Raw genomic sequence first — 17,696 nt, 5'->3', positions numbered from 1 at the left:
CGGTTTTATTTTTGTGATATGTTCAGCTAGGTATACCAATTAAAAAAGAAACTGATTTCTTAAATCAGCCTCTTTCATTCTTTAATCTACATGGAACGCTTTATAAGCCTCTTGTTTTTTTAATCCGCGAAGCTTTGCAACCTCTTTGATTGCTTCTTTAGACGAACTACCCTTTGTTATAAATACCTCGATATGTTCTTTGATTGAAAGCTCTAGATCAGGATTTTCTACTACTTCTGGTCCATCTGCCCCTTCAACTAAAAGACAACATTCACCTTTTAACGTATTTTCAGCTAAATAATCTCTTAATTCAGCTAAAGTCCCACGAAGATATTCTTCATGAAGTTTCGTCAATTCACGACAAATCACAGCGTTGCGCTCTTCTCCAAATACTTCTGAAAAATGTTTGATCGTTGTGGCGATTCGATGGGGTGATTCGTAAAAAATTTGCGTTGGTAATGCTGTTTTCAATTGCTCTAAAATTTCTTTTTGTTCTTTTTTCTTCCTAGGTAAAAAGCCATAAAATGTAAATGGCTGAGGCGGTAATCCTGAAGCGATCAAAGCTGTGATTCCAGCTGTCGGACCAGGTAAAGCGATAACATTGATTCCCTTTTTTATACACGCTTCAACTAATTCATGACCTGGATCACTAATGGAAGGCATTCCAGCATCACTAACTTGAGCAATCTGTTCCCCAGCCTCTAAACGTTCGATAAATTGTGGAATCCGTTCTTTATAATTATGCTCATGGAAACTGATTTGCGATGTTGTTATCTCAAAATGATTCAATAATTTTTGCGTATTTCTAGTATCTTCACTAGCTATGATCGTTGCTTCTTTTAAGATATTGATACAGCGAAAGCTCATGTCTTCTAAGTTTCCGATTGGTGTTGGCACCAAATATAACTGCCCAATACTAGATGAATCGAAACTTTTTTGTTTTTGCATCGTTTCTCCTTTTCAACAGATAAGTTAATGTAAAAAGGGTGTGGGACAAAAGTAAAAATCACTTTTGTTTCACACCCTAAATGCGAATAAACGGTAAAAGCAGAAGCAATCACTACGCTTCGCTTCGATCACATCAAATTCTAAGTGCTAAAGCACTAAGATTTGAAGGCTGCGGAAATGAGCTTCTGTCTCAGCCTCTCTAAATGTGAATCGTTCGACATTTATTTATATCTTTCTCCATAAATAACATCTAAGCAAAACGCACATTCTTCGTCATTTTCGCGACGTGAACCATACAAAATGTTGCAGACATGGAAGCCTTCTTCATAAAGTTTTTCCAAATTCATTCGCGATTTAGATAACTCTTGCTTTGCTGGATCATTTGGATCGCTAGCTAGTTTAGTCAATTCTTGTAAATGTTCACGTAAGCGTTGATTTTCGATTTCAAGTGTTGTATTTTTTTCAACTAACTCGTGAAGTGCTTCTTTAATCTCTGATAATTGACCCAAAGTTCCTTGTAGATCCGTCTCTAAAGAACTCAGACCATCATATAAAGAACGTTTATCCATTTTGATCACCTTTTTCGGCTTGAGCTTTTTGCGTTGCTTCTTTGATTTCTTCGTAATCATATTCTACAGCTGTTTCACGTCCAACTAAACGGACTTTGATGATGCGGCTTAATAAATTCAAACCGACTACTCGGCCCTTTCCGTCTGGCGTGATCACATCTTTACCATAATCAGGTAAGTCTTTTTTTGCTGCTTCGTATTCATCATTTTCATATTTTAAACAGCACATTAAGCGCCCACACAAACCAGAAATTTTCACTGGATTTAACGATAAGCCTTGGTCTTTTGCCATTTTGATCGACACTGGCATAAAGTCACCTAAAAAAGTCGAACAGCATAGTTGTCTACCGCATGGCCCGATCCCACCTAAAATTTTTGCTTCATCTCTGACACCGATTTGGCGTAATTCGATTCTCGTACGGAAAATCGCTGCTAAATCTTTGACTAGTTCACGAAAATCGATTCGACCGTCTGCTGTAAAATAAAAAACCATCTTGCTGCGGTCAAATGTATATTCAACACGAATCAATTTCATTTCTAATTCATGTGCTCGAATTTTCTCTTTGGCCACACTTAATGCAGCTTTTGCATCATCTACGTTCTTTTGTTCTTTCTCTAAATCGGTTTCTGATGCTCTATTTAAAATGGGTTTTAAATCCTCAGGTAAATCTTCCGGATCAATAGTTTTTTTCGGTATCGCAACTGTGGCTAGCTGTTTAGATTGCTGTGATTCCACAAGCACTTTATCATTATAAAAATACTCTGATTTTCCAGGAGCAAAATAATAGATATGACCAGCTTCACGGAAGCGAACTCCTACTACTTCTACCATTTTCATCCTCCTATTTATGTTTTAGGGTGAATCATTCGTATCACTAATTGCTCACAAACACTTTGAAAGCTAACATTCGCTTCCCACTTTTGACGTGCTTTTAAAATAAGTTCAACTCGTTGTGCTTGTTGTTCTATCACACGTTTTAGTTGATCAGCTACTACACTTTCAGTGAGTTGTTTGCGGTAATAAGCAAGTAATAAATCAAAACTCAACGCTTGCTGATCTTTTTCTTTAAATGCTTTGATCATCTTTTTTTGAACATAGACAAAAGCTTGTAAATCATCTTTTATCATATAATCAAACCACTGCTGAGTTATTTCCCTAGCTTCATTAAACCATTCATCTTGAGAGATTTCAACTGCTTTGTCAAAACTATTTGTCAGTTCTGCCAAAAGACTTGCTGTATTTTTATTGATTCCAGATGCTGCCAAAGCATGAACTAGTTTTTCCTTGACTAAAGGTTGAAAATGAAGAACCTGGCACCTTGATTGAATCGTCGGTAAGATTTTTGCTAAAGACATTGTTTCTAATATAGCTAAAACTTTTCCTTCTGGCTCTTCTAAAAATTTTAATAAACTGTTTGCTGCACCAATACTCATCTTATCAGCTTGCTCAATCAAGAAGACTTTTTGAGCAGTCTCTACCCCGCTTTTGCTAAATTCTGCTTTCAATGCTCTGATTTGATCAACTTTGATTGTTTGACCATCTGGTGCGATCTGCAAAACATCTGGGTGTTTATTTTCATTGATTCGCAGACAATTATTGCACTGATTGCAAGGGTTATTCTCAGTCAGATTTGTACAGAAAATATGTTTTGCCATCCATAAACCAAATTCTTTTTTACCAGTTCCTGTATCGCCTTCAAAAAGATAAGCATGGGCAAGACGACCATGCTCAAAACTTTTTTGAAGTTGCTGGTAAAGCAACGGTTGTTGCTCCTTTAATACTTGTGCTTCTTTCATCTTAATATTGATGGAATCCTTCTACTGGAAGAACAAAGACAGTTGCGCCTCCCACCTCAACCTCAACGGGATAAGGAACTTGTCCATCCATCGTAATATCTAGTGTTACAGGAGTTGACACATATTGTTTACGAGATTGGCATGTTTTTTTGATCAATTCCAATGCTTCTTCTACGCGGTCATCATCGATCCCGACAATAAACGTACTGTTTCCAGCCTTTAAAAAGCCGCCTGTTGATGAAAGTTTTGTCGCACGAATATTGGCATCAATAAGTTCATTGGCTAAACGGTTACTATCTTTATCTTGGACAATTGCTAAAATAATTTTCATATTCGGTCACCTTCCTAGTTTCTAAAATATTCTGGATAACGGTTCACAATCGCTTGAAAGGTTGCTTCCACAACATCTTCCAAACTCATTCTGGCATCAATTTTCGTGATTCTTTCTGGATTTTCCTCCACTAATTTTAAATATTCGTGACGAACTCGTTGATGAAATTCAAGACCTTCTGAATCCAATCGATCGATTTGTTGTTGACGATGATGTTTGATACGGTTAAGCCCAGTATCTGAATCTACGTCTAAATAAATTGTAAAGTCAGGTATCGTCCCTTCAATTGCAAATTCATTGATTGCAGCTATAGCTTCCACACCAATACGTCTACCTGCTCCTTGATAAGCTAATGAACTGTCTACAAAACGATCACATAAAACGATTTTGCCTTCTTCTAATGCAGGTAAAACTTTTTCCATCAAGTGCTGACGTCTGGCCGCTGCATAAAGCAACGCTTCGGTCCGCTCATCCATCTCCTGATTTTTTGGATCTAAGATGATTTGACGAATTTTCTCAGCAATGGGAATACCGCCAGGTTCTCTTGTCTTAATAATACTTCTTTCCGCCGCCAGATCTAGCCTTGGATATAACTCATTCAATACACTTGTCTTTCCTGCGCCATCTGGTCCTTCGATCGTTATAAAAATACCTTGCACTTTACTAATCCCCTTACTTACTTTGATTCCTTTTACCCATTATACTTTATCTGCTACAATCAGTCTAATTGAATTCCTTATTATTAAAATTTTCTTGATGAATAAATAAAACTGGGATGAAAAGCCTAACAGACTTTGCCCCAGTTTCACTGTTTTAATTCTCTAAAATGACTGAACCTTTTTTACTTCTACTAAAAATACTTAGTATTTTCTCAAGTTTTGGATAGTATTTTATCTTTAAGTTGCTTTGAGTTATTCTTCTACTCGGCTTTTTACTGCTACTCTCTTTAGATCATATGCTATTTATTTTAACATAATAGAAACAAACCAGCTGCCATTCAAACTGACTACTGATTTTTTATATTTTAAAGTTCCCGCCGACCCTCTACAGCCTTTAACAAAGTCACTTCATCTGCATATTCAATATCACTACCAACAGATAAGCCATGGGCTAATCTCGTCACTGAGATTCCCGCCGGTTTGATCAAACGAGAAAGATACATTGCTGTTGCTTCACCTTCTGTTGTAGCATTTGTGGCAATAATAACCTCTTTGACCTCATCATCATGAAGGCGTTGAATCAATGAAGCAATATTGATATCTTCTGGACCTGTTCCTTCCATTGGAGATAACACGCCATGCAACACATGATACATCCCATGGTATTCACGCATCTTCTCCATAGCCATCACATCTTTTGGTTCCTCTACGACTAAAATGATACTGCGGTCTCTCGTCGTATCCTGACAAATTTCGCAAGGATCTTCTTCGGTAATATTGCCGCAAATACTACAAAAATGCAGATCACGTTTCACACTGATCAATGCTTTGGCAAACGCATTAACATCTTCTTCTTTCATATCTAGTGTATGAAAAGCGAGACGAACAGCGGTTTTTTGACCGATACCAGGTAATTTCATATAGCTTTCAACTAATTTAGCGATTGGTTCTGGGTAATGCATTTCAACAAATCCTTTCAAACACAAACGATGGACGATTGGTTGTAAATTATGTATTCATTGTAGAGCTAACATATATTATACCATTTTTTATACATGTTTTTACAGAATAAAAGCTTTACGTCGATTCTTCTTTCCCTTTGTTATATTAAAAATTAGAAAAAATGCTTCAATTGATGAATAAAAAGATACGTATTTTGTCAAAAACGTCTAATTCAAAAGGGTTATTGAATCTATAATTTACTCTAACATTTTATTTTTTTTACTAAATAAATCTTGACATTTATTACAAGTGTTATATATTAAATAACGGGTGAGAAAATAAAAAGATGGAAATACAAAAGGGGAGTTTTTATGAAAAAGGGTTTAAAAATATTAACAGTATCATTACTGTTCAGTTCTGCTATCTTTTCAACACCAGCAGTCAATGCTGTTGTTCATGCTGAAGAAATAGGGGAAACAACAGTTGATGATAGCGAAGAGATTAGTTTACTACGTGCTCAATTACAAGATTTAATTATTTTCGCAAATTCAACTATATCAACACCTGATACAACATACTCTGAAGCTGAGGTTGCAAGCATAAAACTTACAATAGCCGATGCTCAAAATGCTTTGGACAATAATCTTAAAAATGATTTTGCTTCTCTTATTGAAACATTGAAAGCTAAATTAGGAACATTGATTAATCCTCCAACTGAACCTAGTTCTTCTGTACCAGAGCCTAGCACGACTGATTCTAGTTCTACGGCACCTAGTTCAACGGATTCTAGTTCCACAATACCTAGCTCGACCGATTCTAGTTCTACGGCACCTAGTTCAACGGATTCTAGTTCCACTATACCGAGCTCGACTGACTCTAGTTCGACCATTCCTAGTTCAACGGATTCTGATGTTACTGTGCCAACCTCTACTGACCTTAGTTCAACGGATGAAGCTAAACCAACGATTGAAATTACCGACCAAACAATGTACGTAGGTCAAACATTAACAGAAGAAATGATTTTAAGTTGGGCAACGTTTCACAATGCAGATGGCTATGAAGTAGGGTTTGAAATCCTTGAATCGCCTATTAAAGTTACAGCTATCGGCAACACGCTACTTGAAGTTGGAACATACAAAATTAGATATTATATCAGTCAATTAATACGTATGGCTACAAATGTTGTTGCTGAAAAAACAATTACTTTATCGATTCTTTCAGAAAGTGAAAACCCATTAAATCAGGTTACATCACTTGAAAAAGACAAAAATCCTAAAGAACCAGCTAACAATATTTTTTCACCAGTAGCGAATCCTGTATCTACTAAAAATCAAAAATCGATTACCTCAACTCAAACAAAAGCAAAACAATTACCTGTAACAGGTGAAGTAAACAATAGTATGACGATTGTTTCAGCTGGCGTAATCTTGATTGCAGGAGCTTACATCTTTAGAAAAAAACAATTAGATAAATAACCAGCTAACTTTTTTTGATTTATTTGCCTGATAACTGTGTTGATATTCCATTAACTCTTGCCCTATCGCATAATTGTCACTGGTAAAATAATCATTAAATCTACAGAGGATTTCCCTCTGTTTGCTGAATATAGAACGAAGAAAAGAGCCAAAGAATAAATGTTTATTCATTTAATCCTTTGGCTCTTTTTCTTTAAGGTTGCTCTTGATTAAAATCCAGGCATTCCTTTGGCATATTTGCCCATAGTTGCTTCTGTTTCTTTTTCCACTTTAGTTAAGGCATCATTGACCGCCATAATCACCAAGTCTTGAAGCATTTCTACATCATCTGGATCCACAACATCTTCTTTGATTGAAATATCTTTCATTTTACGATCACCAGTAAATGTAGCTGTAACTAGATCATTGCTTGAAGCACCTACAAACTCTCTTAAGTTTAATTCTGCTTGTGCTTTTTCCATGTCTTTTTGCATTTTTTGGACTTGTTTCATCATCCCTTGCATATTTCCCATGCCTCGCATCATAACTATCGTCTCCTCTTAATCGTTTATTACTTCAACTAGCGACTCGCCAAACATAGCAATCGCTTCGTCTACTACTTGATTGTTCACTTCTTTTACAGGTTCTTCCTCTGTTAATAAATGATTTTCTTCATTGTTAACAGATCGATCTTCATTTGTTGGATCTCCCGTACCTGATGTTTCTTTATTTTGGCTGATAAATGACTGACGTAGCTTTGGCCAGCTTTCTTTGGTGATACACACCATATCAGGAGCATAATTATTGACCAAACGGCTCAAGTTATTATGAACCGCTAACTGCATTTCCTCATCTTCCATAGCTCGACCGCATACAATTTCATACTCAAATGCAATCACTAAACCATTGGGACTAGCTGCAACTGGCTCGCTGGCTTTAAGCATCGCTCTTTGTGTCACAGACATCATCTGTAATAAATCATCCCAGACATTTTTGACGTTCAATAAATGATCTTTAGTTGCTTGATTCAACACTTTATACACTAGTTCTGTTGGGATCCGTAGCGTATTTTTGCTGCTTGTCGCTCGTGTTACTTTAACAGGTTCAGCTTCTTTAGCTGTCACACCATTTTTCTTCAACTCAGTTAATTCTTTTCGTAGATGTTCGATTTGTTGCTGCAGCGTTGCAATCTCTTCTGGTGGAGTCGATTGGGTTTCATTCGAAACTTCTACTGGTTTTTTAACAGATTTTGCTAATTTAACGGTCGCTACTTCAAGATAAATATTAGCATTATTGGTGAAACGAATGTCATTTTGAGTATCGCTTAGAATTTGAATCATTTGATAAATCTTTTCAGCAGCAGTATGTTTTGCTAACTCTTTGAAATTTTCTGTTAGATTTCCGACTTTTTCAGCTAACAAATTAGGCGCTTGCTGGAACATAAGTACGTCTCGACAATATAATAACAAATCTTCTAAAAATCTTCTTGCTTCTTTTCCAGAACTGAGAATACTTTCCAACACTTCTAATGCTTGTTCAACATCACCTGACACACAGTTGGAAATATATTGGTCCATCATTTCATAAGTCAAGCTACCCGTAACCTGCATCGCATCAGTCAGTGTGACTTTTTCATCACTAAATGAAATCGTTTGATCCAAAATACTCAAAGCATCCCGCATGCCACCTTCTGCTGCTCGACCAATAACATACAATGCTTGTTCGTCAAACTCGACATTGATTTGCTTTAAAATATAGCCTAAATGATCTACGATGTCTTGCGTACTGATTCTTTTAAAATCAAAACGTTGTGTTCTTGAAATAATCGTTAACGGAATCTTATGAGGTTCGGTTGTCGCTAAAATAAAAATGACATTTTGCGGTGGTTCTTCTAACGTTTTTAGTAAGGCATTAAACGCACCTGTAGACAACATATGCACTTCATCGATGATGTATACTTTATAATCTGCTTGTGTTGGGGCATATTTTGCTTTATCTCGGATATCACGAATCTCTTCTACCCCATTATTACTAGCCGCATCGATCTCTATGACGTCATTCAAACGCCCTTCTGTGATCGCAACACAAGTTTCACATTCGTTACACGGTTCTCCGTCTACGCTATGTTTACAGTTGATTGCTTTAGCAAAAATTTTCGCCGCACTTGTCTTCCCTGTTCCTCTAGGGCCGGTAAACAAATAGGCATGCGAGGTTTTCTTTTGTATGATCGCATTTTTTAAGGTCTGCGTAATTGCTTTTTGACCAACAACATCATCAAAACGCTGCGAACGCCAGACACGATACAAAGCTTGATAAGCCATAATTTACCCCTCCCTCGGAATTTCACTATGTTCTATTATACGTGATTTTTATGGATAAGGCATTAAAAAAAGCGAACACATTAATAATTTTTTCAAAAAAAGAGGCTGTAACATCACTCTATGAGTCACATCCCAGCCTTATTATCCTTTATTAAATGTGTGTATCTGTTTCTTCTTTTTTCGCTAATACGTCATTTGCTCGGAACATTTGATTATAACGTTCTTCATCTTCTTGATTGTCTCTGATCACTTTTGAAAGTGTAAATGAGGAAGAAATCAATCCTACTGATCCCATCAAATAGTATCCTTTAACCATTAATGGTTCTTTTAGTGTGTACAAACCAATCAACATCAGTGCCACAAAAAAGGCAAATGATCCCCAACTTAGAAAGACAAATGCAGGTGTGTTTCTGTAAGCTTTCTTTTTCATAATTCTCTCCTTTAATAAATAATAGTACTCTTTCAGTATATCATTATTATTTATTAAAGAACACTTAAATTTTTAATTTTCTAACCATTTATTGACCTTACCGATCATTTAATATAACTATCTAAGCATTTAAATACGCAATATCCTTCGGTAACACTAAGCGTCTTCTATCAATGTATTTTCGTAAATCAGTGAGATTTTTAAATGATGGAATATCTTCTACGATCATATTGATTTCCTCATCTACCGTTTCAACAGCATAGTTTGAAACGTATAAATCGTAATTTCGATCAGAGCTACTTATTGTTTGGTCATAATAATGACTTTCTTGAACAAAGAGATCGACTTTGTTTCGGAAATTTTCTTTTAATACAGAACGAAGTAGTTGTGCATGTTCCTTGCCTAAGTCACTCAAAACTAAAACAGATAGCTGGTGCCTCATTTCGTCGGTAAGTGTACTTAGATTTTCCCAACGAATCGCCATTTCATGAAGGATCTCATCTAAATACATTGTTTTCCACGGAAACTTCATTTTCGCTTCCAACACACTCAACGCTTTATTAACAACCGCTGTAAACACTATGAAATTTTGTTTGATGGCTCGGCTAGAATACAAGTAACGATCATAGACCATAAATTTCTTATAAGGAAACATTTTGTGCTTCGCATATATATATTCAATCAGGCGAATAATGCTGGCCTTACTCTGTTCTGAAATAGAAATAGAAAGGGCATTTTTGATCGTATTGACTAAATTTTCCGCCTGATTGATAACATTCACTTTTTCTTGTTCGTTGTCCCAACCAAAATCCCACCAAAAGATGGAATAACAAAAATCCTCATACCAATTATCAGGAAGAATAACATTTAATGGTTCCGCAATCTCCTCCACATCGGATTGATATTTTCTAATGTCGATTGTAGTTTTGACAAAACAATTGATTGGATCTTTTCGGTTCTGAATCAAAAAACCTTGTCGTTCTCTAATAATAGTTACCGCGATTGAATAGGCTAAATGAACGATTTGGCTATCATTCAATTCCAAATTAAATTTCTTATTGATCTTATTTGACAAGCGAAAAATCTTTTCTCGATCTAAATGAAACGGCCATGCTCGAATCCCATAGACTTCCATAAAGTAGCAAATAAAAAAATAGCGAACTTGTCGTTCATCTTTTCCATGCACAAAATATGGCGAACGACTCATTTGAATATTTCGATCTTTTAATGCCGAACTGATCAAATTAGACAACCGGTATAAACTAGAGTTACTTAAAAATAATTTTTTCTCCCAAAAAACTGCTGGTTGCATCGGTTCAAAGAAAATCGATTCTAATAAAGAAAAGGCATTTGATTCTTGAATGATCTCATTATAAATATCGTGGATCGATCGGTGGGGGGAGGCAATTAGCCGAATCCCATTTTTTCTGGATGTCTCTATCGTCAGATAGTCTGACCAGCGATCTTCTATGTACTGACAATCCAGCATGATTGTTTTCTTTGAACACTCAATACTTTCAGCGAGATACTCAGAGGTAACCCAGCTATTTGGCCCATTTAGTAAGTTCAACAACAACACTCTTCGATGCATAGATGGCGATAACAATCTCTCCATTTTCTCTCCTCATTTCACCTTTAATAAATTTTTCTTCAAAATTTTCCAATAGTTGAGCTTTTTTTGAAGAAATCCCTATTTAACAATAATTATAGCATCTTCTACCCCTTTTTTGAATTAATCTAAAGCGCAACTCAATTGGTTTATTTAAAAACAGGTACTATTATGAAAATATAAAAACGCGGATTTAAAATTTATCGATAAATGGAAAATCTCACCACATTTTTTGGAGGGATTCTACATGAAAAAAAACACAATTAAACACACTATCATCGTTGGTTTCATCAGTATTTTGGGTATTTCCCTAATTATTGGCGGGTATATTTTTAGCGATACTGCTAGTAAAGCAAATAGTTTGGCTAGTGAACCAAAAAAAGCAAAGTCAACCTTAATAAAAAATGTTCCAACAGGCAATGAGCTGGCTAAAATGGCGACAGCTCCTAAGAAAAAACAGAGCAAAGAAAAAATGATCACCTTAAATACGACCAAAGATACTACAGCTCCTACAATCAATACACCCGAAGAAACAATTGAACAAAATACTCAAATCAATATTTATGATGGAGTCACTGCGACTGATAATAAAGACGGAGATGTTTCGGCAAGTGTAGCAACTGATTCAACACTAGACACATCCGTTGTTGGCACACAAATTATTCATTTTACTGTAACAGATACGAACGGAAATACTGGCACTTCCGATAGAATTTTCCATATTGTTCCAAAAAGCGAACCAGTAATAACGCCTCCTACGGAAACATCTACCGTAGAACAGGCATCTACTGAACCTGCTCTAGCTCCACCTGCCAGTGCACCAGAAGCACAAGCTGAGCCTTTATCTAGCGCAATGACGATCACCATGAATGGACAATCGATTCCTTATCAAAATGGCGGACAAGGTAGTGGCCAAAGTATTATCGATTCAAACCCTGGCGGTGTTGCTTCTACTTGGGGAGGAGCTGCAGTTCAATCAGGAGATGACGGCCAAAACACTCATTTTATTGGGCATAACCCTGGCGTATTCTCTGCTGTATTCTCTTTAGGGTCAGGTAGTCAAATCGTTGTAACAGATGGAAATGGCACCCCAACTACTTATACAGTTCGTACAATCCTTCAATTGGATGACTATGGAACAGAAGTTGGTACAGGAACTGATTATTGGGATCTTACCATTGGTGCAGGTGGCGGAGAACGCATTACTCTACAAAGTTGTATTAATGATGATATCAATTTATTTGCCATTGCATATAAATAGTGAAAAGGCTAAGGCAGAAGCGTTCAATTCCGAAAGGATTGCTTCTGCTCCCACCGTTTATTCCCATTTAGGGTGTGAAACAAAAGTAATTTTTACTTTTGTCTCACACCCTTTTTATGGCTTTCGCTGCGATTATCATTTTCCTCATTACAAGTACTGAATTCTAAGTATTTGTAATTGCTCATTTTGTAATTGTTTGGCTGCGCCAATTTTACAAACTATCAATAAATCGTTTAAAGGCCGCTTGCCCTTCTGGTATTCGCTTATAAACACTGGCATCAGTTAAAGCATGTACTACGTTTTCTCCAACTGCTTTTTGGATTATTTCTTTAATATTTTTTTCATCAAAAGAATACATTTCTTTCAACTGATCTGCCCATGACTTATGACAATCTGTCATTTGGTTTTCTTGTTCTAAGACATATTTTTCCACTTCTTGTAGCTCATCATTTAAATATGAGGGTAATGAAACTAAGCCCATCACTTCTGCTAAACTTAGATTTTGTTGAATTTCTTTGTATAGAGGGAAAAAGTCCTCTTGATAGTCGTCAGAAACTTTGTTATCACGTAAAACTAAATCCAATTCAAATAACTGCCCTTTACGACGAGCAATCGCCGCGATACTATGCTGAGACGCTTCCTCTTTTGAAAAAGCCTGAATCGAACCCGTCTTATCAAAATAATTACGCCATTTTTCAAAAATCAATGTAGCCGCCTCAACTAAATCTTCTGAATTTGGACTTTGCAATCGAATCACAGACATTGGCCATTTAACGGTGCCGGCATTCATTAGAGGAAAATCACTTAACTCAAAATATTGTTCTATCTCAGCTTTCTCCAATGGGAACGCATGCCGTCCAGCTTGATAATGATCATGAGTTAAGGTAGTCTCCCCGACAATTGGTACATCCTCATTAAATCCAACAAAATAATGTGGCAATACTTCAACAATCTTCATCAACCGACGAAAAGTCTCTTTAGAAATAACCATCGGGCGATGTTCCTCAGAGAAAATAATCGACTGTTCATTATAATCAGGATTTGAGGAATACTGAAATCCCCAGCTTTCTCCATTTAAGTTCATTCGAATAATACGATGATTGGTTTTAGCAGGATAATTCGTTCGACCTTTGTAGCCTTCATTCTCCATACAAAAAACACATTTAGGATAACCTACATGGGAATCTTGATCAGCAGCAAGTTGGTGGGGAGATTCATCGGATCTTGATAAATTGATCGTAATCTCAAGCTGCCCGTATTCCGTTTCTACTGGGAAAATACTTTTTTTTGCACTAGTTCTTGTTTTAATCGAATCATTCTCTTGATTCAATTTATGGAAATAATCCGTCGCATCCGCTGGGTCTTTCTCATAATGTTGCGCAAAAAGAGCATTCACAACTGAAGGCGGTGGCGTCAGAAAATCCATTATTTGCGCCTTGAAAATGGCTAACTCTTCTGGTTCTGCTTTGACTTTACCATTTTTTATCGCTTGAACCACTAATTCATCTAACAATTCCAAGGATGTTTTTGTCACTATAGTTGGAGAAATAGATTCTAACGATTCTTCACCAATCATTGCAAGTACACGATTTTGCAAGTAGAGACGATCCAGCTCCATCCAACCACCTGCTTGAATCGCTACTGTTACAAAGTCAGTAATAGTTTGACTAATTGACACAATGTTTCCCCCTAAATTTAAAAAGCTAACCGCACTGTTCTGTAGAATTATTTGTACCCTTTTGGATGGCTGACATGCCAATCCCACGCTGTTTTGATGATCTGCTTGATATCTGTAACTTGAGGTTGCCAGTCCAAAATCATTTTTGCTTTTTCGCTTGAGGCAACCAGTTTGCTTGGATCACCTAAACGGCGTGGCAATACTTTAGCCGGAATTTCTTTACCAGTTACTTGTCGAGCTGCTTCTACCATTTCTTTGACTGAATAACCAGTATTACTACCTAAATTAAAAACGGTACTCTCATTCCCTTTTTGTAAATAGTCCAACGCTGCAATATGAGCTGCAATCAAGTCTTCAATATAAACATAATCACGGATACAAGTACCATCTGGTGTATCATAGTCATCTCCATAAATTCCTAGATAGTCTCGTTGCCCTAAAGCGGTTTGCAAGATGATTGGAATCAAATGCGTTTCTGGATCATGGTCTTCCCCGATGGACGCATCTGCTTTTGCTCCAGCAACATTAAAATACCGCAGTGCAACATAACGTAGGTCATAAGCGTTGTCGCACCATTTCATCATTTTTTCCATCATCAGTTTACTTTCACCGTAAGGATTTTCTGGATTAGTCGGCGTAGTTTCTACAATTGGCATCTCCTTAGGCTCTCCGTATGTAGCTGCTGTAGAAGAAAATACGATTTGTTTAACCCCAAATTCCTCCATTACTTCCAAAACGATTTGTGTCCCATGAACATTATTATTAAAGTAAACTAATGGCTTTTCAACGGATTCACCGACTAATGAACTTGCAGCAAAATGAATCACACCATCAATCGTTTCTTGTTTGAAGACATTTTGCATAAAGCCTTTATCTCTAATATCTCCTTGATAAAATACGGCATTTTTATGAATCGACTGTTTATGTCCCGTTTGAAGGTTATCAACTACTACGACTTCATACCCTTTATCAATCAGTTGATCAACCGCATGGGAACCGATGTAGCCTGCCCCTCCTAAAACTAAAATTGACATGTAACTGCCTCCTTATTTGAATAAAACATTTATTAATATCATGATATATATTCTTTATTCTACAGCTTTCTTACTCTATCATCAACATTTGCACTAGATAAATCTGCTAGGTATTCATTTTTCGTCTATTTGCTTGATAGAATAATCTAGTTTAGCTTCTTGTCTCACTAAGATTATGTATAAAAATGTGATTAGATCAGAAGCAGTTTTTTTTGCATAGTGTGTTTTACTCACTTAATCATTATTCCTATAATCCTAACCTATTTATTAAATTGTGCAACACATTTTTGAAACAAATTCATATTGCGATTACATCCTTTTTAAACAATAAGAATTAGATAACTATATAAGCATTTGTTACACTCTATTGGATTTTTTTCTTATTTTGGTTCATAATAGAAATGTATAAACAATTGAGAGGAGAATGTATATGAAAAAATTTATTTCAGGAATGCTTGTCGGAACAGCTGTAACTTGTGCTGCCGTTGTCGGTTTTGCGGCGACCATCAAAAAAACAGTTCTTGATCCAATCGAAGAAAAAGAAGATATGATTGAGGAAAACCGTAAAAAAGCAATGCGTAAACGTATTTCTAGATAATACAAATAGCGGTATTATACCGTTTGACTTTAGCAGTAAATAGAAAATCCTGTTTGTGATGCTTTTTATCATAAACAGGATTTTTTTGAATAACAAAGGAGACTAAAAGATTGGAGCAGAAGCCCCACACAAAGAGAACCAAGTTGATGTTACATACTACCTACTTGGTTCTCGAGGTTAAACACTTCTGTTCCATCCTCCTTTCATATTTTGTTTTCCTTCAAAGATCGTTCCAGCTATCAAATCTGCTTCCCTAAGATTCCATGGATCTGTTCCAGGTCTGGCTGTTGCAGCTGTCAACCAATGAATTCCTTCTGTTGGAATCCCGTAACAAAACAACCCACTCAGCACTTTTCCTGATTTCGACCGTATTTGATTGGTTTCTCGCTCTACTAAAAGTGCACCTGTTTGATAAACTTCTCCTGATGCTAATTCCAATTGATGTAAGTCTGCCATTTCATCTCTTAAAAGCTGTTGTACCAACGGGTTTAAACTAATCTGATTCGCTGTTTTGGGCAATCTCGCTTCAATTAAAAAGTGGCTTTTATATTTTTGATTCGATTCTTTTTTAGAAGAGCCAATAAACCAACCTGCCTCTGTCATTATCTCCATTTCTGGACTCAGAAGTGTTACGATTTCTGCTTTCATCAACGCGTTCAGTTCAGCAATTCTTTCTAAAGGGGGTCCGATTGATAAAAAGGAATTCAACGGAGTAAACCAATCCCACAACCATTTTTTGTAGTCATCATTTGTAAATAATTCATGATCAAGCATAAAACGAACTTCATCCCGCAAATCTTTCAAACTATCTAATGCTGCTGCAAAAGGCCCTGAAATCGTCCCTTTTCTTGCCTGCTTGAGATCCCAATGTAAATATGTCTTAGCAAATTCTTGAAAAGAATCGGCTGGTCCTACCACTTGGTCTGGATGTTCAATAGCTGACCAATCCCAACGATCTTTTTGATGGATGCAATATTTTTCCAAAATCGAGTCAGCACCCTTTGTACGGATAAACTCTTCATTAAATCGGTTCTGATTTATTTGAGGATAATTTTTCTTCACCAACGCCGAATAATAGACAAATTCTACTTCTTTTTTTAACAGCTCAAAAAATTGTTCCGCAGAAAATTTGCCCTTTCTTTTAAACTTATTTAGACTCTTTTCTTTTAAAAAGCGTGGTTGATACTCTTCACCATAGCCTTTTTGATTAGCCCCTCTGGCATGATACGGAATCCCTCGACCAGAGCCTGCAATAATCTTAGGTTCTTTTCCAGAAGGAAGGTAAACGAGTTCTTCATTTTGCTGTTTAAATACTCCGCCTCGCTCGCTTGTCAGTAACGTAAGATAATCGAAAAAGACCAACCCAAGTCCTCTGATCAAAACTGGCGTGTTTTCTGTGATTGCTTCAAGATAAGCATCTGCAGCATTTTTTGGTGAGGAATAAAATAAACGATGCTCGCTCGCATATTCAGCTAACGCTTTTTCGTTTCCAACAAGTTCATTTTCTTGATGTCCTAAGGCCAAAATAACTGTATCCACTGTTGTCTCAACTGCTTTAGTATAGACTAAAAACGTATCATCTTGGGTTTTGACAGCCCTAACCGTATCTTTAAAGAATTTTACTGAAGTCTGTTCTGTCATTCGTGTTTGGACATATTCATAAAACCATCTTTGATATAATCCATAGAAAACACGTGAACAGTGATCATTTGGCCCTAAATTTTGACACTCTGCCAGTAATACCGTTCGATTTTCAACATTGTTTTTCTTGATAAATTCAGCAGCTTCTCCTTGCGCCCACTCATATAGGTTTGGACCTTTCGCAACAGGTCCTTTAGTACTTAATGTTTCGTCAGTAAATAACGTCACGTGGGAGGCAACTGAATTCATCAGCAAAGACAATGACTGATTTTCTCGCCAGACTTTGCCTCCTGGTCCATAAGGATCGAACATTGTAATTTGAATCACCTGTTCATCTCTTGACCACTCAACAATTCTCTCTAAAACAGAAAGCCCGCGAGGACCACCGCCAACAATCGCGATTTTCATGAAATTCCCCCTTTCA

General features: G+C 36.6%; 17 protein-coding genes. 3 read left to right on the top strand and 14 right to left on the bottom strand.

Annotated elements, in window-relative coordinates:
* Positions 1-81: 81 nt before the first annotated feature.
* The 7 genes from rsmI to recR all read right to left on the bottom strand — a co-directional run bounded on the left by rsmI (position 82) and on the right by recR (position 5,266).
* Entirely contained in the window at positions 82-948 is an 867-nt protein-coding gene (gene rsmI / locus BCR22_RS02240) for a 16S rRNA (cytidine(1402)-2'-O)-methyltransferase (RefSeq protein ID WP_069653375.1), read from the bottom strand.
* A 221-nt stretch (positions 949-1,169) separates the two neighbouring features.
* Complete coding sequence (locus BCR22_RS02235) at positions 1,170-1,517, bottom strand: DNA replication initiation control protein YabA (RefSeq protein ID WP_010773302.1); 348 nt, start codon at positions 1,515-1,517, stop codon at positions 1,170-1,172.
* A complete protein-coding gene (locus BCR22_RS02230) occupies positions 1,510-2,349 on the bottom strand; it encodes a PSP1 domain-containing protein (protein WP_069653374.1) in 840 nt (279 codons plus the stop codon). Before BCR22_RS02230 ends, BCR22_RS02235 begins: the two co-directional genes overlap by 8 nt.
* Before the next feature lie 14 nt (positions 2,350-2,363).
* Complete coding sequence (holB, locus tag BCR22_RS02225) at positions 2,364-3,314, bottom strand: DNA polymerase III subunit delta' (RefSeq protein ID WP_069653373.1); 951 nt, start codon at positions 3,312-3,314, stop codon at positions 2,364-2,366.
* A 1-nt stretch (position 3,315) separates the two neighbouring features.
* A complete protein-coding gene (locus tag BCR22_RS02220) occupies positions 3,316-3,645 on the bottom strand; it encodes a cyclic-di-AMP receptor (protein WP_069653372.1) in 330 nt (109 codons plus the stop codon).
* 14 nt (positions 3,646-3,659) lie between these two features.
* Positions 3,660-4,304 (bottom strand): dTMP kinase, encoded by a 645-nt coding sequence (tmk, locus tag BCR22_RS02215; protein WP_069653371.1) that lies wholly within the window; start codon positions 4,302-4,304, stop codon positions 3,660-3,662.
* A gap of 365 nt (positions 4,305-4,669) precedes the next feature.
* Complete coding sequence (gene recR, locus BCR22_RS02210; protein WP_069653370.1) at positions 4,670-5,266, bottom strand: recombination mediator RecR; 597 nt, start codon at positions 5,264-5,266, stop codon at positions 4,670-4,672.
* Between the two features lie 351 nt (positions 5,267-5,617).
* Here recR and BCR22_RS15340 point away from each other — a divergent pair, with 351 nt between their 5' ends.
* Positions 5,618-6,721 carry an LPXTG cell wall anchor domain-containing protein gene (locus tag BCR22_RS15340; RefSeq protein ID WP_069653369.1) on the top strand — a complete coding sequence of 368 codons (1,104 nt, stop codon included), beginning with the start codon at positions 5,618-5,620 and terminating at the stop codon, positions 6,719-6,721.
* A 209-nt stretch (positions 6,722-6,930) separates the two neighbouring features.
* Here the strand turns inward: BCR22_RS15340 and BCR22_RS02195 are convergent, their stop codons facing one another.
* The 4 genes from BCR22_RS02195 to BCR22_RS02180 form a co-directional block, all read right to left on the bottom strand.
* A complete protein-coding gene (locus tag BCR22_RS02195) occupies positions 6,931-7,245 on the bottom strand; it encodes a YbaB/EbfC family nucleoid-associated protein (RefSeq protein WP_069653367.1) in 315 nt (104 codons plus the stop codon).
* Positions 7,246-7,260: 15 nt separating this feature from the next.
* The gene (dnaX, locus tag BCR22_RS02190; protein ID WP_069653366.1) at positions 7,261-9,021 is read right to left on the bottom strand and encodes a DNA polymerase III subunit gamma/tau; all 1,761 of its coding nucleotides are present in this window, start codon (positions 9,019-9,021) and stop codon (positions 7,261-7,263) included.
* 151 nt (positions 9,022-9,172) lie between these two features.
* Positions 9,173-9,451, bottom strand: a complete 279-nt coding sequence (locus tag BCR22_RS02185) for a YiaA/YiaB family inner membrane protein (RefSeq protein ID WP_069653365.1) — start codon at positions 9,449-9,451, stop codon at positions 9,173-9,175.
* Positions 9,452-9,572: 121 nt separating this feature from the next.
* Positions 9,573-11,066 carry an AcpB/EbpR/MafR family transcriptional regulator gene (locus BCR22_RS02180; RefSeq protein WP_069653364.1) on the bottom strand — a complete coding sequence of 498 codons (1,494 nt, stop codon included), beginning with the start codon at positions 11,064-11,066 and terminating at the stop codon, positions 9,573-9,575.
* A gap of 241 nt (positions 11,067-11,307) precedes the next feature.
* On the opposite strand from BCR22_RS02180, the gene BCR22_RS02175 reads away from it, so the two are divergent.
* Complete coding sequence (locus tag BCR22_RS02175) at positions 11,308-12,321, top strand: immunoglobulin-like domain-containing protein (RefSeq protein ID WP_069653363.1); 1,014 nt, start codon at positions 11,308-11,310, stop codon at positions 12,319-12,321.
* A 211-nt stretch (positions 12,322-12,532) separates the two neighbouring features.
* On the opposite strand, the gene BCR22_RS02170 is transcribed toward BCR22_RS02175, so the two are convergent.
* Together BCR22_RS02170 and galE are read right to left on the bottom strand one after the other, a co-directional pair.
* Entirely contained in the window at positions 12,533-13,999 is a 1,467-nt protein-coding gene (locus tag BCR22_RS02170; protein ID WP_069653362.1) for a UDP-glucose--hexose-1-phosphate uridylyltransferase, read from the bottom strand.
* Positions 14,000-14,046: 47 nt separating this feature from the next.
* Positions 14,047-15,033, bottom strand: a complete 987-nt coding sequence (galE, locus tag BCR22_RS02165) for a UDP-glucose 4-epimerase GalE (RefSeq protein WP_069653361.1) — start codon at positions 15,031-15,033, stop codon at positions 14,047-14,049.
* Positions 15,034-15,463: 430 nt separating this feature from the next.
* Between galE and BCR22_RS02160 the strand changes: the two genes are divergently transcribed.
* Complete coding sequence (locus tag BCR22_RS02160; RefSeq protein ID WP_010760505.1) at positions 15,464-15,631, top strand: DUF3042 family protein; 168 nt, start codon at positions 15,464-15,466, stop codon at positions 15,629-15,631.
* Positions 15,632-15,808: 177 nt separating this feature from the next.
* Here the strand turns inward: BCR22_RS02160 and BCR22_RS02155 are convergent, their stop codons facing one another.
* Complete coding sequence (locus tag BCR22_RS02155) at positions 15,809-17,680, bottom strand: FAD/NAD(P)-binding protein (protein WP_069653360.1); 1,872 nt, start codon at positions 17,678-17,680, stop codon at positions 15,809-15,811.
* Positions 17,681-17,696 lie beyond the last annotated feature (16 nt).

Origin of the sequence: Enterococcus plantarum, assembly GCF_001730295.1 — a bacterium.
GTDB lineage: Bacteria > Bacillota > Bacilli > Lactobacillales > Enterococcaceae > Enterococcus_L > Enterococcus_L plantarum.
This window is presented reverse-complemented; position numbering and strand designations above follow the sequence as displayed.

Coding starts and splice junctions, on each gene's coding strand:
- rsmI (WP_069653375.1), bottom strand. CDS start 948: ATGCAAAAACAAAAAAGTTTCGATTCATCTAGTATTGGGCAGTTATAT.
- BCR22_RS02235 (WP_010773302.1), bottom strand. CDS start 1,517: ATGGATAAACGTTCTTTATATGATGGTCTGAGTTCTTTAGAGACGGAT.
- BCR22_RS02230 (WP_069653374.1), bottom strand. CDS start 2,349: ATGGTAGAAGTAGTAGGAGTTCGCTTCCGTGAAGCTGGTCATATCTAT.
- holB (WP_069653373.1), bottom strand. CDS start 3,314: ATGAAAGAAGCACAAGTATTAAAGGAGCAACAACCGTTGCTTTACCAG.
- BCR22_RS02220 (WP_069653372.1), bottom strand. CDS start 3,645: ATGAAAATTATTTTAGCAATTGTCCAAGATAAAGATAGTAACCGTTTA.
- recR (WP_069653370.1), bottom strand. CDS start 5,266: ATGCATTACCCAGAACCAATCGCTAAATTAGTTGAAAGCTATATGAAA.
- BCR22_RS15340 (WP_069653369.1), top strand. CDS start 5,618: ATGAAAAAGGGTTTAAAAATATTAACAGTATCATTACTGTTCAGTTCT.
- BCR22_RS02195 (WP_069653367.1), bottom strand. CDS start 7,245: ATGATGCGAGGCATGGGAAATATGCAAGGGATGATGAAACAAGTCCAA.
- dnaX (WP_069653366.1), bottom strand. CDS start 9,021: ATGGCTTATCAAGCTTTGTATCGTGTCTGGCGTTCGCAGCGTTTTGAT.
- BCR22_RS02185 (WP_069653365.1), bottom strand. CDS start 9,451: ATGAAAAAGAAAGCTTACAGAAACACACCTGCATTTGTCTTTCTAAGT.
- BCR22_RS02180 (WP_069653364.1), bottom strand. CDS start 11,066: ATGGAGAGATTGTTATCGCCATCTATGCATCGAAGAGTGTTGTTGTTG.
- BCR22_RS02175 (WP_069653363.1), top strand. CDS start 11,308: ATGAAAAAAAACACAATTAAACACACTATCATCGTTGGTTTCATCAGT.
- galE (WP_069653361.1), bottom strand. CDS start 15,033: ATGTCAATTTTAGTTTTAGGAGGGGCAGGCTACATCGGTTCCCATGCG.
- BCR22_RS02160 (WP_010760505.1), top strand. CDS start 15,464: ATGAAAAAATTTATTTCAGGAATGCTTGTCGGAACAGCTGTAACTTGT.
- BCR22_RS02155 (WP_069653360.1), bottom strand. CDS start 17,680: ATGAAAATCGCGATTGTTGGCGGTGGTCCTCGCGGGCTTTCTGTTTTA.